This window comes from Buchnera aphidicola (Kurisakia onigurumii) (genome assembly GCF_039394605.1).
Classification (GTDB): Bacteria; Pseudomonadota; Gammaproteobacteria; order Enterobacterales; family Enterobacteriaceae; genus Buchnera_I; species Buchnera_I aphidicola_B.
On the sequence record NZ_CP135033.1, the window covers coordinates 145,101 to 161,963 of the forward strand.

The 16,863-nt window shown below is 20.5% G+C and carries 12 protein-coding genes; 9 read left to right on the forward strand and 3 right to left on the reverse strand.

Translation table 11 applies throughout. The annotated features are described in order from the left end of the window. Window positions 1–2 precede the first annotated feature (2 nt). The 4 genes from nuoK (at window position 3) to RJU59_RS00675 (ending at window position 5,267) form a co-directional block, all read left to right on the forward strand. On the forward strand, window positions 3–305 hold the full coding sequence (gene nuoK, locus RJU59_RS00660; RefSeq protein ID WP_343128721.1) for an NADH-quinone oxidoreductase subunit NuoK: 303 nt from the start codon (window positions 3–5) through the stop codon (window positions 303–305). Further along, window positions 302–2,173, forward strand: coding sequence for an NADH-quinone oxidoreductase subunit L (gene nuoL / locus RJU59_RS00665; RefSeq protein ID WP_343155234.1), 1,872 nt, complete (start codon window positions 302–304; stop codon window positions 2,171–2,173). Before nuoK ends, nuoL begins: the two co-directional genes overlap by 4 nt. A gap of 111 nt (window positions 2,174–2,284) precedes the next feature. Further along, window positions 2,285–3,757 (forward strand): complex I subunit 4 family protein, encoded by a 1,473-nt coding sequence (locus RJU59_RS00670; protein WP_343155235.1) that lies wholly within the window; start codon window positions 2,285–2,287, stop codon window positions 3,755–3,757. A gap of 55 nt (window positions 3,758–3,812) precedes the next feature. Further along, on the forward strand, window positions 3,813–5,267 hold the full coding sequence (locus RJU59_RS00675) for an NADH-quinone oxidoreductase subunit N (protein WP_343155236.1): 1,455 nt from the start codon (window positions 3,813–3,815) through the stop codon (window positions 5,265–5,267). 161 nt (window positions 5,268–5,428) lie between these two features. Here the strand turns inward: RJU59_RS00675 and RJU59_RS00680 are convergent, their stop codons facing one another. Then, on the reverse strand, window positions 5,429–6,376 hold the full coding sequence (locus RJU59_RS00680) for a ribose-phosphate pyrophosphokinase (RefSeq protein WP_343155237.1): 948 nt from the start codon (window positions 6,374–6,376) through the stop codon (window positions 5,429–5,431). A gap of 437 nt (window positions 6,377–6,813) precedes the next feature. Between RJU59_RS00680 and prfA the strand changes: the two genes are divergently transcribed. The 5 genes from prfA to pta all read left to right on the forward strand — a co-directional run bounded on the left by prfA (window position 6,814) and on the right by pta (window position 13,212). Next, window positions 6,814–7,902, forward strand: a complete 1,089-nt coding sequence (gene prfA, locus RJU59_RS00685) for a peptide chain release factor 1 (protein WP_343128726.1) — start codon at window positions 6,814–6,816, stop codon at window positions 7,900–7,902. After that, entirely contained in the window at window positions 7,899–8,738 is an 840-nt protein-coding gene (prmC, locus tag RJU59_RS00690) for a peptide chain release factor N(5)-glutamine methyltransferase (protein ID WP_343155238.1), read from the forward strand. Before prfA ends, prmC begins: the two co-directional genes overlap by 4 nt. Window positions 8,739–8,842: 104 nt before the next feature. After that, window positions 8,843–9,658 (forward strand): tetratricopeptide repeat protein, encoded by an 816-nt coding sequence (locus RJU59_RS00695; RefSeq protein ID WP_343128728.1) that lies wholly within the window; start codon window positions 8,843–8,845, stop codon window positions 9,656–9,658. 162 nt (window positions 9,659–9,820) lie between these two features. Then, window positions 9,821–11,041, forward strand: coding sequence for an acetate/propionate family kinase (locus tag RJU59_RS00700; protein WP_428994328.1), 1,221 nt, complete (start codon window positions 9,821–9,823; stop codon window positions 11,039–11,041). A gap of 44 nt (window positions 11,042–11,085) precedes the next feature. Beyond that, on the forward strand, window positions 11,086–13,212 hold the full coding sequence (gene pta, locus RJU59_RS00705; RefSeq protein ID WP_343155239.1) for a phosphate acetyltransferase: 2,127 nt from the start codon (window positions 11,086–11,088) through the stop codon (window positions 13,210–13,212). A gap of 47 nt (window positions 13,213–13,259) precedes the next feature. Here pta and nrdB read toward each other — a convergent pair whose 3' ends face one another. Both nrdB and nrdA read right to left on the reverse strand, forming a co-directional pair. Further along, window positions 13,260–14,387, reverse strand: coding sequence for a class Ia ribonucleoside-diphosphate reductase subunit beta (nrdB, locus tag RJU59_RS00710; protein WP_343155240.1), 1,128 nt, complete (start codon window positions 14,385–14,387; stop codon window positions 13,260–13,262). 58 nt (window positions 14,388–14,445) lie between these two features. Then, the gene (gene nrdA, locus RJU59_RS00715; protein WP_343155241.1) at window positions 14,446–16,749 is read right to left on the reverse strand and encodes a class 1a ribonucleoside-diphosphate reductase subunit alpha; all 2,304 of its coding nucleotides are present in this window, start codon (window positions 16,747–16,749) and stop codon (window positions 14,446–14,448) included. Window positions 16,750–16,863 lie beyond the last annotated feature (114 nt).

Below are 16,863 nucleotides of genomic sequence, written 5' to 3' on the forward strand. Positions count from 1 at the left end.
GTATGATTTCTTTTTTTTGTAGCTTAATTCTTTCAATTATATTATTTATATTAGGTTTATTTTCTCTTATTATTAGAAAAAATTTTTTATTTATGTTAATTAGTTTAGAAATTATGATTAACTCTATAGTATTAGCATTAATAATAGTCAGTAGTTATTATGAATCTGTTGAAGGTCAAATTATGTATATTTTATCTATAACAGTTGCAGCAGCAGAAGTAAGTGTAGGTTTAGCAATTTTAATGCGGATATATCGTACATATCAAACATTAAACATAGATTTATTAAGTGAGAAAAATAAATGAACTATATTTATTTAACTATTTTGATGCCATGTATCAGTTTTTTTATAACTTTTTTTAATAATAGTCAAAAATTATTTATAAAAAAATTATGTTCGTATTTAAGTGTAATTTTTATATTTTTTGCTTTCTTAAATAGTATTTATATATCGATAAAATTTTTTTATTATCCATCACATTTTTTTATTTATAATTTATGGAATTGGATTGGTATAAATAATTCACCAATTCAATTTAATTTTTTTATCGATAAATTATCTTTGATTATGTTAGTTATGGTAACAGGAATAGGTTTTTTAATTCAATTATTTTCTTGCTGGTATATGAAAAAGGAAAAATGTCAATCTCGTTTTTTTTCTTTAATGAGTTTATTTATAGTAAGTATGATGTTATTGGTACTTGCAGATAATTTAATTTTAATATATTTAGGTTGGGAATTAGTGGGATTATGTTCTTATCTTCTTATTAGCTTTTATTATAAAATAAATATAAATTGCACAGCAGCAAAAAAAGCATTTTTAATGACTAAAATTGGAGATATATTTTTATTTTTTTCGATAATTATTATATATAATGTATTTCACACATTAAGTATTCATTCTTTATTTACTATTTTAAATGGATCTGATAGTTTTTTTAATTCTAAAATTTTAGAGGTTATAACATTTTTTTTGTTAATAGGATCAATAGCAAAGTCTGCACAATTTCCTTTTCAAACATGGTTATCTGATGCTATGGTCGGACCAACTCCTGCATCAGCTTTAATACATGCTGCTACTATGGTGATATCTGGAGTGTATTTAATTTCTAGAACAAATTTTATTTTTTCTTTGACACCCGATATTTTATTTTTAATTTCTTGTATTAGTTGTTTTACTATACTAATTTCGGGTTTATCTGCTTTGGTACAACACGATATTAAAAAAATTTTGGCTTATTCTACTATAAGTCAAGTTGGATATATGTTTTTAGCTTTAGGATCTCAATCTTGGAATGCTGCTATTTTTCATGTAGTTGTACACGCAATATTTAAATCTTTATTATTTTTATCTACTAGTGCAGTAATATTAAAATCAAATTTGGAACAAAATATTTTTAAAATGGGTGGGTTAAGAAAAAAAATACCATTGGTATATATATCTTTTATATTTGGTATATCTTCTTTATTATCTTTACCAATTATTACTGCAGGTTTTTATAGTAAAGAATCTATTCTTATATCTGTTTTAGGAAATAATTTTACTATCATTTTTTTTGTTTTTTCTTTATTAGGTGTTTTTTTGACTTCTATGTATACGAGTAGATTATTTCTGTTTGTATTTTATGGAAAAAATTTTTTTAAAAATAAAAATTTTATAAATTATAAAATAGAATTTGCGTATTATTTTCCTTTAATTATTTTAAATATGTTATCTACTTTTATTTTAATTTTAATTTTCAACAAAAATAATGTATTTCCTATAAATTATTTTTATTTAAATCATAAAAAAATTATTTTTGAACTGATTTCTTTTTTAATATCATCTTCTGGATGTTTGTGTTCATATTATATATGGAATATTGATAAAAATAATTTTATTAAAAAACAATATATTAAAAACTTTTTTCATTTTATTGTAAATTTTTTATTAAAAGGATGGTATTTTGATAAATTATATAATTTAATATTTATTTTTCCTCATAATTTTATTTTACGATTGATAAATAAAGATCCAATAGATAAAAAATTAAATTTATTAAAATATAATTTTCAGTATTTAAATAAATTCATGATAAAAATTGAATTTAGTTATTTACGAAAATATTTTTTAATTTTTATTTTAAGTATTATTATTTTTTTATCTGTTTGTATTATTACAATAATAATATAAATATTTTTATTTAATAAATAAATTTATTTATTTTTTTAAAAATAATATTAAAAAATAATAAAAATTTAATTCTATTTGATTTTAACAAATTTTTAAAATTGGACAATAAAAATGTTACTTTTATGGTTGATTATTATTCCTTTTGTATTTAGTTTATTATCATTAAGTATGGAGATAATAAAACGAATAAAAATAGCTAAATATATTTCTTTAATTGGATTAAATATTACATTAGTACTATGTATAATAGAATGGTTGAAAAAAAAAAGTCAATTAGCTACTAATATACATGATAATTTTATATGGAAAAGTGAGTTATCTTATCCTTGGATTTCAAAATTTGGAATAGAATTTCATTTAGGTTTAGATAGTTTTTCTTTTATTATGGTAATATTAACTTGTTTTTTTGGGATTATATCTTTGTTGATTCAAACAGAAAAAAAAAATAAATCATACAAAATTTTTTATTTTTATTTTATGTCTATGATAGGAAGTATTATTGCTATATTGATTTCGTTGGATTTATTTTTATTTTTTTGTTTTTGGGAATTATTATCCATTCCTATTTATTTTATTTTAATATTTAATGGAAAAAAAACAGTATACAAGCAAGATCGAATTTCAATAGCAAATCAATTTTTAATGTATTCACAAATTTCTGGAATATTATTTTTATGTGGGTCATTATTTTTATCTTTATTATATTATAATTTACATCATTACTGGACTTTCAATTATAATTTGTTATCTAATATGTTAATAAGTTCAGAAAAAAATCAAATTTTTATTTTATTGTTATTTTGTTTTTCTTTTTTTATTAAAATTCCTTTAATTCCTTTTCATGGATGGTTTATTAAAGTTCAAAAAATTTCTCCTATTTCTGGTTCTTTAGATGTTACGGGTTTATTAATTAAAGTTGCGGTTTATTCTTTAATTAGATTTCATTTTATTTTTTATCCTAAAATAGTGGAAAAGTTTTCAATATTTTTAATTATAATTAGTTTAAGTAATATTGCTTATTCTTCTTATATGGCTATGTCAAAAAAAGATATAAGACAAATTTTAGCTTATTCTGCTATTTCTCATGCTAGTATGGTGTTAATAGGATTATGTAATATTAATATTTGGTCCTATCAAGGAATTATTTTAAATGTTATTGCTAATACTATCTCAATAGGATCTTTGTTGATTCTTTCTTCACAATTATATCGAAATTTAAAAACACATAATATTGATAGAATGGGAGGATTATGGGGAAATATCAATTTTATTCCTTTTTTCTTTTTGTTTTTTTTATTTTCTAATTTAGGAATACCTGGTACTGCAAATTTTTTAAGTGAATTTATAATAATATCTCATTTTTTTAATAGCTATCCTATTATATCTTTTTTAATATCTTTTTGTTTTTTATTTTCTTCAATATATTCATTAAGGTTATTTCAAAAAATATTTTATGGAAATATTAATAGAATGAGTTTATTTGAAAATAATGGATTTATAGAAGTTATTATTTTATCTTTTTTATCTGTTTTAACTATTTATATTGGTTTATTTCCTAAATATTTTTTAAATTTTTACTTATAATTGTGTATTTTAAAATCAATTATGTTTTTATACTATAAAGAGGTTATTATTTCTGATGATAATAAATGCGTTAGAAGTAACTGCAATGCTACCATTTTTTATTTTAATATTTAGTATATTGTTTTTAACATTGTTTATTTCTTTAAATAGAAATATTCTATTTGTTTTTATAACAAGTATATTTAGTTTATTTATATCTTTATTATCTATTCCTTTTATTTATTTTAAATTACCTCAAAATATTTCTGTTTTATTTCATATTGATATAATTTCAATTAATTATATTTGTATGATTTTGTTGATCAGTTTAATTACATGTATTTTTTCGTATTCGTGGTTGCAAAGTTCTTCTTATGTAAATAAAGAAGAATTTTATTTATTGTTATTATTATCAACATTAGGATCTATAGTTGTTGCGATATCAAATCATATTTTTTCATTTTTTTTAGGGATAGAACTTTTATCTTTACCTTTATTAGGATTAATTGGGTATGATTTACAATGTAAAAAATCTTTAAATTCTACTTTTAAATTTGCTATTCTTTCTAGTTTAAGTTCTATATTTTTTTTATTATCAATTGTATTTTTATATCTTTCTATAGGTAGTTTAAAAATAAATAATTTAATTAATGCTCTTGAATTACATTATTTAAAAAATAATTTAATTTTTTTATGTGGAAATGTATTCTTTCTTTCTTCAATATTATTTAAGTTATCTATTTTTCCATTTCATTTATGGACAGCATCAGTTTATAATGGATCTCCTATGTCTATTTTTTTATATTTATCTAATATATCTAAAATAGCATTAATGTATTTTTTAATTCAAATTTTTTCTCATTTATATTTTTTTAATAATAAAAAATTTTATTTTTTTCTACAAACTATTATTTTCTTTTCGATATTTTTGGGTAGTATCAGAATTATTTTTGAAAAAAATATAAAAAAAATTTTAGGATATTTATCTATTATTCAATCTGGTTATTTGTTATCAATATTAATTATAAATTTATGTTTTAACGTAATTAATTTACAAATAATTAATATATATCTTATTACATACTTGATAAGTAATATAGGAATTTTTTCTGTATTAACCTTAATTGATATAAAATGGAATATTTCAAAAATTAATAAATTATCAAAATATAAAGGATTATTTTGGAAAGATCCATTTTTAACTATTATGATGACTATTTTTTTACTATCTGTTGCAGGATTTCCTTTAACAATAGGATTTATAGGAAAATTATATTTGTTAACAGGTATTATAAATCATAATTTATGGATTTTAGGATTAGGTTTTGTGTTTGGTAGTGTTTTAGGCATATTAAATTGTTTTAGAATAATTACTTTATTGTATAGTTCTTTAGAATATGCATCTTATAAAATTAATATGATAAATACTAATTTAATTTATTTTTTACATAGTATAATATTTTTATTTTTTGTTTTAGTTATTTTTTTAGGAATATTTCCTAAATATTTATTTATTTTTTTTAAATTTTAAAAAAAATATCGATAATATTTTATTTAATAAAAAATATAGTTGTAAATTAAAGTTATTTGTTTTATGTAAAAAATTTTTTCATTAATAAAAATATAAAAATAAATTACATAAATAAAAATTTATATATTTTTTATTTTTATATTTTATTTTTGGAAAAAATTTTAATGTTCGAACATTTCAGAAATGGATTCTTCATTACTAATTCGTCTTATGGCTTCTGCTAACATTCCAGACAGAGTTAGTTTTCTTACTTTGGCAATAGATTGAATTTTTTTTGATAATGGAATTGTATCGCATACAACTACTTCATCAATAACAGAATTTTTTATATTTTTTTCTGCAATACCAGAAAAAATAGGATGAGTAGCATAAGCAAATACTTTACGCGCTCCATTTTTTTTTAATGCTTTTGCAGCATTACAAAGAGTTCCAGCTGTATCTATTATATCATCTACTAAAACACAATCTCTATTTGAAACATCTCCTATGATATTCATTACTTCTGATGAGTTTAATTGCGGACGTCTTTTATCTATTATAGCCATATCTGTATCATTTAATAATTTTGCTATAGCTCTTGCTCGTACTACTCCTCCAATATCAGGAGATACAACTATTGGATTTTTTAGTTTTATTTTTAACATATCTTCTAATAAAATTAAGCTACCAAATACATTATCTACAGGTATGTCAAAAAATCCTTGTATTTGTTCTGCGTGTAAATCTACAGTCAGAACTCGATCTACTCCTACACTAGATAAAAATTCTGCGACTACTTTAGCTGTTATAGGAACTCTAGCTGATCGAACTCTTCTATCTTGTCTAGAATAACCAAAATATGGAATAACTGCAGTTATTCTTCCTGCAGATGCTCTTCTTAATGAATCTACCATGACTATTAATTCCATTAGATTATCATTTGTAGGAGCACAAGTTGATTGTATAATAAATACATCTTTACCTCTAACATTTTCATGAATTTGCACAGTAATTTCACCATCACTAAATCTTCCTACAGAAGCGCTTCCTAAATTTGTATACAATTGTATTGCAATAGATTTAGCTAAATCTAAAACAGCATTACCAGCGAATAATTTCATATTATACATTATTTAAATCCTTTTCTGTCATAAAAATTAAAATAGATTATAGAAAAATCTGTAATTTTTATTGTGTATATATTTTAGTACAAATTTTTATTTTATATTTATAAATAGTATTTTACAACTTTTATATTTTTAAATTACTTAATGATAATTATGTAAAATAAATAATTTTTTATTAAAAAAATTAAATTTTTTAATGATTTACTGAATAATAAAAAAATTATGAAAAAAATTATTTTTACATTTATATTATAAATAATTAAATAATTATATTACTATTTGTAATAGAATTTTTTTTAAATTTTATTAAAAAAAAATAATAATTATTATGATTAATCGATTTTTTAATGTTAAAATATTTTTAAATATAATTTTTATAAGAAAATTTAATATATTATTAGTAAATAATTTTATTTTTAAACTTAAAATAGTGTACAAAAATGAAAAAAACAATTTTTTTAAAGTTAGAGAATTTGTATTTTCGTTTTCAAGAATTAGAAAAAATTTTATCTGCAAAAAATGTTATTTTTAATAAAAAAAAATATCGAGAATGTTCGAAAGAATATGATAATTTATCTGATTTAATCGCTTGTTTCAAAAAATGGAAAAAAAATAAAAAAGAAATAAAGGAAGTTAAATTGTTAATGCAAGACATTGAAATGTGTAAAGAAGCAGAAAAGGAATATAAAATATTAAATTTAGAAAATAAAAAATTAGAAAAAAAAATAGAATATTTAATGGTTCCTACTGATCCTGATGATAAATATAACTGTTATCTTGAAATCAGAGCGGGTACAGGAGGAGATGAATCAGCGATTTTTGCAGGTGATTTATTTAAAATGTATATGAAATATTCTGAAACAAAATTATGGAATGTAGACATAATTAACATACATAAAGGAGATAAAGGAGGATTTAAAGAAATTATCATTAAAATTTCTGGAAAAAAAGTTATGAGAAAATTAAAATTTGAATCAGGTGGTCATAGAGTACAAAGAATACCTAAGACAGAAACACAAGGTAGGATACATACTTCTACATGTACAGTTGCAGTAATGCCAGTAAAAGATGATTGTGAAAAAAATATTGATATTAATTTAAATGATTTAAAAATTGATACTTTCAGATCTTCTGGTGCAGGAGGGCAACATGTAAATACTACTGATTCTGCAATTCGTATTACTCACATTCCTACCGGTCAAGTAGTTGAATGTCAAGATGAAAGATCGCAGCATAAAAATAAATCTAAAGCATTATCAGTTTTATTAGCTCGTATTCAAGCATTTGAAAAATCTAAAATGCATGAAGAGAATGCAGAAATTCGTCGAAATTTATTAGGAACAGGTTCTAGATCAGATAGAAATAGAACTTATAATTATCCTAATAATAGAATTACGGATCATAGAATTAATCTTACTGTTCATTGTTTAAATGAAGTATTAAATGGAAAATTAGATATTTTAATTAATCCAATTATTCAAGAATATCAAGCTGATAAATTATACGAATTATCTAAAAAAAATAAATGAAATTATGTGATTGGTTATATAAAAGTTTTAGTAAGTTAAAAAAAAATAATATTAATAAAAATGATATAATATATTTATTAAGTTGTATATTAAATAAACCTCAATATTGGATATTTATTTTTCCAAATAAAATTTTAAAAAAAAAACAAATAATTAAATTAAATTATGCGTTAGAAAGAAGAATCAATCAAGAACCGATTCCTTATATTACAAATTTTAAATATTTTTGGTCTTTAAAATTGTATATTAATAAATATGTTTTTATTCCTAGAATGGATACAGAAATTTTAATTAATATATTATTTTCATATGTTAAACATTCAGAGAAAAAAAAAATATTAGATTTGGGAACAGGATCTGGAGCTATTGCATTAGCTATAGCTAAAAATCGTTCTAAATGTAGTGTTATTGGAATTGATATTTGTAAATTTGCAATTAAAGTAGCAAAAAAAAATGCTGTCAATTTAAATATAAAAAATGTACGATTTTTTTTAAGTAATTGGTTTTCTAACATTGGAAAAAAAAAATTTGATATTATTGTTAGTAATCCACCTTATATTGGAATACATGAAAAAAAAATGTTACCACAAGGTGTATTTTTTGAACCAGCGCGTGCTTTATTTTCTAATAATAAAGGAATGCAAGATATAGAACATATTATTCAATATTCTCCTAATTATTTATATCCTAACGGATGGATAATTATAGAACATGGTTGGAAACAAAAAATATTAGTACAAAATCAATTATTATTAAATAATTTTGTAAATTTATTAACAGTCTGTGATAACAATGGAATTGACAGAGTGACAATAGGTCAATATATAAAAAATTAGTTTTGATATAAAAAAAATATATTTATTATATGTATTCAATAAGTTTATTTTTTATTAAAAATATATATTTAATAAACTTAATTTTAATTCTTACAAGGAGAATTATGCAATCTTTAGTAAAAAAAATAAAATCTTCTGATTCATCTATTTGTGATTCTATTATTGATGTGTTTGAATATATTAATAAAAATTTTAAAAAAGATAGTGTTCAGTTAGATTTAAATGAAAAAATTGAAAAAATAAAATTAAATATATCAAATCAATTGAATTGTTTTTATAAATTAAAAAAATTATTACATATTTTTTATATTGATTGGAAATATGGAAGTGCTACTGGATTATATAAGATTTCTGATGTTTTATGGATTGATAAAGTTTTACAAAATAAAAAAGGAACAGCTCTTTCATTAGGGATAATATTAATGCATATTGCAAATAAATTACAAATAAAATTAATTCCTATAATTTTTCCTACTCAATTGATACTTCAGTTTAAAAATAAAGATAGTAAAAAAAATATATTTATAAATCCTTTTAATGGAGAAATTATAAGTAAAAATTTATTAGATTTATGGTTGAAGGGTCATATTAGTTCAACTACTTTTTTAGATAAAAAAGATTTAAAAGAAGTGAATTCATTTGTACTAATTTGTAAAATTCTTAATTCATTAAAATTAGCATTAATAGAAGAAAAAAAATTAACTTTAGCTTTGAAAATTAGTAATGTATTAGTAGAAATTAATCCTCAAGATCCTTATGAAATAAGAGATAGAGGATTAATATATTCTCATTTAGATTGCAATCATATTGCTGTATCTGATTTAATTTATTTTATTGAACATTGTCCAGAAGATCCTCTTAGTGAAATTATTAAAATGCAAGTACATATGATTCAGAAAAAAAAAAATATTTTTCATTAGAAAATAATATTAATATTAATTTTTAATTTTATATAAAATTTATTTTTAATAAAAATATATAATATATATATTAATAAATTACAAAAATAATTTTTATTACTATTTATTTAATTATTATCGTTTCTTATAAATTTAAAAATTTTTTTATTTTGGATAATAACAATGTTAAAAGATTCAATTTTAGTTTTAAACTGTGGTAGTTCTTCTATAAAATTTAGTATTTTTCAATGTTATACCAATAAAAAATTTTTATCTGGTATAATAGAATCTATTGGATCGAATGAATCGAATGCAAAATGGATAACAAATAATAAAAAAAAATATTGTAAATATTTTAAAAAAAATAATTCATATAAAAGTCTTTTAAAATTTTTATTTAGAAAAATAATTTTTAAGGAAATAAAAATTAGTAAATCCTTAATCGGTATAGGACATAGAATTGTACATGGTGGTACCAAGATTAAAAAAGCAATTTTTTTAAATAAAAAAAATATTCATTATATTAATAAAATATCCCATTTTGCTCCACTACATAATCCTATAAATTTATTAGGAATAAATATTTCTATACAAGAATTACCGAATTTATCAAATTTTAATATAGGTGTATTTGATACTAGTTTTCATCAAACGATACAAAAAGAATCATACCTTTATGCGATTCCTTATAAAATGTATTCTTTATATAATATTAGACGTTATGGTGCTCATGGAATTAGTCATAAATATATTGTTTCTAAATCTTCAGAAATTTTAAATAAATCAATAAAAAAATTAAATATTATTAGTTGTCATTTAGGTAATGGAGCTTCTGTAACTGCTATTGCAAATGGAATTTCAATAGATACATCAATGGGATTAACTCCTTTAGAAGGTTTAGTTATGGGTACTAGAAGCGGTGATATTGATCCTTCTATTATTTTTTTTATGTTTAATAAATTAAAAATGAATATTAAGGAAATTGAAAATACTTTAATAAATAAATCTGGTTTATTAGGAATTAATGAAAAAGAAAGTGATTGTAGAAAAATTATTAATGCATATTCAGAAGATAAAAAATTTGAATTATCTATTAATATTTTTTGTAGAAGATTAGCAAAGTATATATCTAGTTATATGTGTTTAATGAAAGAAAAATTAGATGGATTAATATTTACAGGTGGTATTGGAGAAAATTCTTGTTTAATTCGATCTAACACTATTTTTAGATTATTGAATTTAGGGTTTAAATTAGATGATAAAAAAAATAAAAATTTAAAAAAAAAAATAAATTATTTTATTAATGCAAAAAATAGTATTCCTATATTAGTTATTAAAACAGAAGAAGAATTAGAAATAGCTAGGGAAGCATGGAGTTTAATATATGCAAATAGAAAAAAATAATATTATTTAAAATATTTTTTTCAATAAATCAATATAGGAAAAAAATGATTAAAACTATTATGTTAATACCATTAAGTAGTGATTGTGACTTTACATTAATTAATCTTGTAGTATTAAATATTATTTGTAAAAAATTTAAAGAAATATATTTTTTTAATCCTATTGTTTTAAATAAAAATTTTTCTTTATATAATAAAAAATTTTTATCTATTTTAAAATTTTTAAAATGTAAAATTAATTTAATTGATCCTATACAAATAAATAAAATATTACAAAACAATATTTCTATAGAAAAATTTGAAAAATATGTTTTTTTAATTTTGGAAAGGTATTATTCTTGTATAAAAAAAAAAAATATAGTTACAATAATTACAGGAATTCCTATAAAAAGTATTGAAGATATTAACTATTCTATTAATTTAGAAATAGCAAAAAATATTAATGCAGAAATAATTTTTTTAAATTCTGTACATGTGTCAAAAAAAATAGTTTTAGAAAAGTATATATCTAAAATATATAAAAAATATTTTTTAATCCATAAATTGAATATAATAGGAATTATTTTTAATATTTTTAAAAATAAAAAAAAATATTTACAAAAAAATATTTTATGTATGAATAGTAATTTAGAAAAAAAAAATATTGAATCATTTATTCAGAAGAATAAATTTTTAATTAATACAAGTTCTATTCCTATTTTAGGAATGCATAATTTTAATTTACAAAAAAAATATATACCAGTATATTTTCTTATAAAATTATTATGTGCAAAATTTATTTTTCAAAATTGTATTAAAATGCAATATATTACAAATATATATGTTATACAGAGCGAAAAAATTCAAAATATTTCAATCGAAGATAATACTTTATTAATTATTGATCTGACTTGTATTAATGATATAAAAACAGTTGTTTTATGGATAAAAAAAAAAAAAATTAATGCAATAATTTTATTTACTAATAGTAAATATCTCAAGATGAATATTATAAATAATATTGATTATATAAAAAATTCTTATACTGATATTTTATATACTAAATTTTTTATATTAGAAGTATGTAATGTTTTGCAAAAATTTAATTTTAATTTTTTAGATCAAACACAAAATAATATTTTAAAACAAATACATACTTATTCTAAGTATATTAATTCAAAAAAAATATTTTTACATAAAAATAAATTTATAGATCAAATATCTTCTTTATCATTTAGATTTCAATTACGTATTTTATCTTCTAAAAAAAATAAGAAAATTATTTTTCCTGAAGGAAATAATCCTAATATTATTAAAGCAGTTTCTATTTGTAGTAAATTAAAAATTTCTAATTCTATATTATTAGGTGATCCTAAAATAATTATGAATATAGCAAAAAAAGAAAAAATTCATTTAGGAAATAGAATTCGAGTAATTAATCCTAAGGAAATTAGAAAAAAATATATAAATACTTTAATTAAATTAAGAAAATCTAAAGGAATAAATAAAATACAAGCAAAAATTTTATTAAAAAATAATATTATACTAGCTAATTTAATGTTAAAAAATAACGAAGCAGACGGTTTAGTAGGAGGAATAGAAAATACTACAGCCGATATTATTCGACCTTCTTTTCAATTAATAAAATGTAAACCGATATATTCATTAATATCCTCTTGTTTTTTTATGTTATTTAAAAATAAAATTTTATTATATTCAGATTGTGCGATTAATCCTAATCCTACGTCTTCACAATTAGCTGAAATTGCTATTCAAACTGCTGAAACAGCTTGTTCTTTTAATGTAAAACCTAGAATTGCTATGATTTCATATTCTACTGGATGTTTAAAAAATAGTCATTTTGATGTGATAAAAGTTTATAATGCTGTAAAAATAGTTAAAAAAATAAGACCAGATTTATTAATCGAAGGTCCTATTCAGTATGATGCTGCAATATCTTCTAAAGTCTGTAAAATTAAATTAGTAAATTCAGTATTGAAAGGAAAAGCAAATATATTTATATTTCCTGATTTAGATACAGCAAATACTACTTATAAAGCTGTACAAAGATCTTCTGAAATTGTGTGTATAGGACCAATTTTACAAGGAATTAATAAACCTGTTAATGATTTATCTAGAGGAGCTTCTATAGAAGATATAGTTTATACTATTGCAGTAACTTGTATTCAATAATAATTGAAAATAAAAATGAATAGTTTTTTAATAAATGAATTGTTAAATTATAATTTAAATGTATTAAATTTTTTAAAATTTATATTAGAGTCTATTTGACTCACTAAATAAGAATTGATTTCTACTTCTTGAGGCGCTGATTGTACTTTATCTGATTTTAACCAAAAATTAATCCAAGGAATAGGATTAGTAAAAATAGAAAATATTGGATCTAATCCAATCGCTTTCATTCTTATGTTAGTAATGTATTCTATATATTGATATAATATTTTTTTATTCAATCCTAAAATAGATCCATCTTTAAATAAATATTTTGCCCATTTTTTTTCTTGTTCTACTGCATTTTTAAAAATTTTAATGGATTCTTCTTTACATTCATCCGCTATTTCTTGCATTTCTTCTTTTTTTTCGTTTTTTAATAAATTGATTATGTATTGTGTACCTGTTAAATGCAGTGATTCATCTCTTGCTATTAATCGAATTATTTTAGCATTTCCTTCCATAATCTCTTGTTCTGCAAATGCAAAGGAGCATGCAAAACTAACATAAAATCTTATTGCTTCTAATACATTTACACTAATTAAACATAGATATAATTTTTTTTTTAAAATATTTATATTATTAAAAATTTTTTTATTATTAATATAGTATGTTCCTTGTCCTAATGTATTCCAAGAATATATTGAATAAATTAAACTATCATAATAATACGCAATATCTTTTGATCTATTACAAATAAATGCATTGTCGATAATATTATTGAATATAATATTAGGAGAATGAAATATATTTCGTATTATATGTGTATAAGATCTAGAATGTATTGTTTCTGAAAAAGACCATGTTTCAATCCAAGTTTCTAATTCTGGTATGGATACAATAGGTAAAAATGCAATATTAGGACTTCTTCCTTGAATAGAATCTAATAAAGTTTGATATTGTAAATTACTTAAAAAAATATGTTTTTCATGTTCTAATAATTTATTAAAATCAATTCTATCTTGGGATAAATCTATTTCTTCAGGTCTCCAAAAAAATGATAGTTGTTTTTCTATTAGTTTTTCAAAAATAATATATTTTTGTTGATCAAAACGAGAAATATTAATAGAGTTACCAAAAAACATAGGTTCTTGTAATTGATTATTATTTTTTTTTGAAAATATAGTATATTTCATAAATTTATACCTAAAATTAAAATAGTAAAATTAAATACTTTGATTAAATTTTTTATTTTTATATATTACAAGAATCTCCATCACAGGAATTGTAATTTTTATTTTGATATTGGTTATCTTGTTTATATAGTTCTTTTTGAAATTCTCCTGCTCCATCTCTTGTATTTTGATAATATAAGGTTTTAATTCCCAATTTATATGCAGTTAAAAGGTCTTGTATTAATTGTTGCATAGGTATCCTATTGTTAGGAAACTTTTGTGGATCATAATTTGTATTTACTGAAATAGATTGATCAATAAATTTTTGCATAATCGCAGCAAGTTGCAAATATCCTGTATTATTTGGTAAATCCCATAATAATTCATAATTATTTTTTAGTTTTTCATATTCAGGAACTACTTGTTTTAACATTCCATCTTTTGAAGCTTTAATACTAATAAACCCTCTTGGAGGTTCAATTCCATTTGTTGCATTAGATATTTGAGAAGATGTTTCTGATGGCATTAATGCAGATAAAGTAGAATTTCTTAATCCATATTTTTTAATTTTTTTTCGAAGATACTCCCAATCTAAATGTAAAGGTTCTGTACAAATTTCATCTACACTTTTTTTATAAGTATCAATAGGTAAAATTCCTTTATAGTAATTTGTTTCATGAAAAAGAGGACAAGATCCTTTTTCTTGAGATATTTTGCATGAAGATTTTAATAGATAATATTGTATATATTCAAATGTTTTATGTGTAATATTATTAGCACTTCCATCGGAATAACGAACATTATTTTTTGCAAGATAATAAGCAAAATTTATTACACCTATTCCTAAAGATCTTCTTTGTAAAGCTCCTTTTTTTGCTGCTGCAACAGGATATTTTTGATAATCTAATACTGCATCAAGAGCTCTTACTATCAAATTGGTTATTTCAGGTATTTCTTGAATATTTTTAATGGCACCTAAATTTAATGCAGATAAAGTACATAATGCTATTTCTCCTATTTTTTCATTTGTACTATCTAAAGGTTTAGTTGGTAATAAAATTTCTAAACATAAATTAGATTGTTTGATAGGTGCGATTTTACAATCAAAAGGACTATGAGAGTTACAATGATCGACATGTTGAATATATATTCTGCCTGTAGATGTTCTTTCTTGCATCATTAAAGAAAACAAATCAATAGAATTTATTTTTTTTTTTCTGATTTTAGAATTTTTTTCATATTTTAAGTACAGATATTCAAATCTTTTTTGATCTGAAAAAAAAGATTGATATAAATCTTGTACATCATTAGGACTAAACAAAGTAATTTTTTTTCCTAAAATCATTCTTCGATAAATAAATTTGTTGATTTGTACCCCATAATCTACATTTCTAACACGGTTTTCTTCTATTCCTCTGTTATTTTTTAATACTAAAAGTGATTCTACTTCTAAATGCCATATAGGATAAAAAAAAGTAGCAGCTCCTCCTCTCACTCCACCTTGAGAACAAGATTTTACTGCGCTTTGAAAATATTTATAAAAAGGAATACATCCTGTATGAAAAGCTTCTCCATTTCGTATTGAACTACCAATTGCTCTAATTTGTCCAACATTAATTCCAATACCTGCTCTTTGTGAAACATATTTTACAATTGAACTAGCAGTAGCGTTAATTGAATGTAATGTATCGGCACATTCTATTAGTACACATGAACTAAATTGTTTTGTAGGTGTTCGTAATCCAGACATAATAGGTGTAGGAAGAGATATCTTAAATTGTGATATTGCATGATAAAATTTTTTAATATAAATCATACGAGTAGTAGAAGGATACTGAGAAAACAAGCATGCTGAAATTAAAATATATAGAAATTGTGCACTTTCATATATTTTTCCAGTTATCTTATTTTGTAATAAATATTTATTTTCTAATTGTTTTACTGCAGAATAAGAAAAATTCATATCTCTCATATGATCGATAAAAGAGTTCATTTCATTAAATTCTTGTTTGGAATAAAAATTTAATAAATTAGAATCATATTTTTTTATTTTTACTAATTTTTTAACATGATCATATAATGTAGGTGGTGTAAATTTTCCGAATGCTTCTTTTCTTAAATAAAATATTGCTAATCTAGCAGAAAAATATTGGTATTCTGAACATTTTTCTGATATTAAGTCTGCAGAAGATTTAATGATAGTTTTATGAATATGAATTGTTGTGATTTCATTATAGAATTGCATTTTTGATCGTAAAAATACTTGAGAAATAGAGATATTTTTTAATCCTTTTGAAGCTTTGATTAGAATTTTTTTTATTTTTTCTAATTTAAAATTTTCTTTTTTACCATCACGTTTCGTGACCAATAAAATTGGTTTCATACAATATATCCGATTATTTATTTTTATTAATAGTATTTTAAAAAAAAAATATTTTCAAAATTAGGTATTTTATAGAGTTGTATTTAAATATTTTTATATATAAAATCAAAAAAA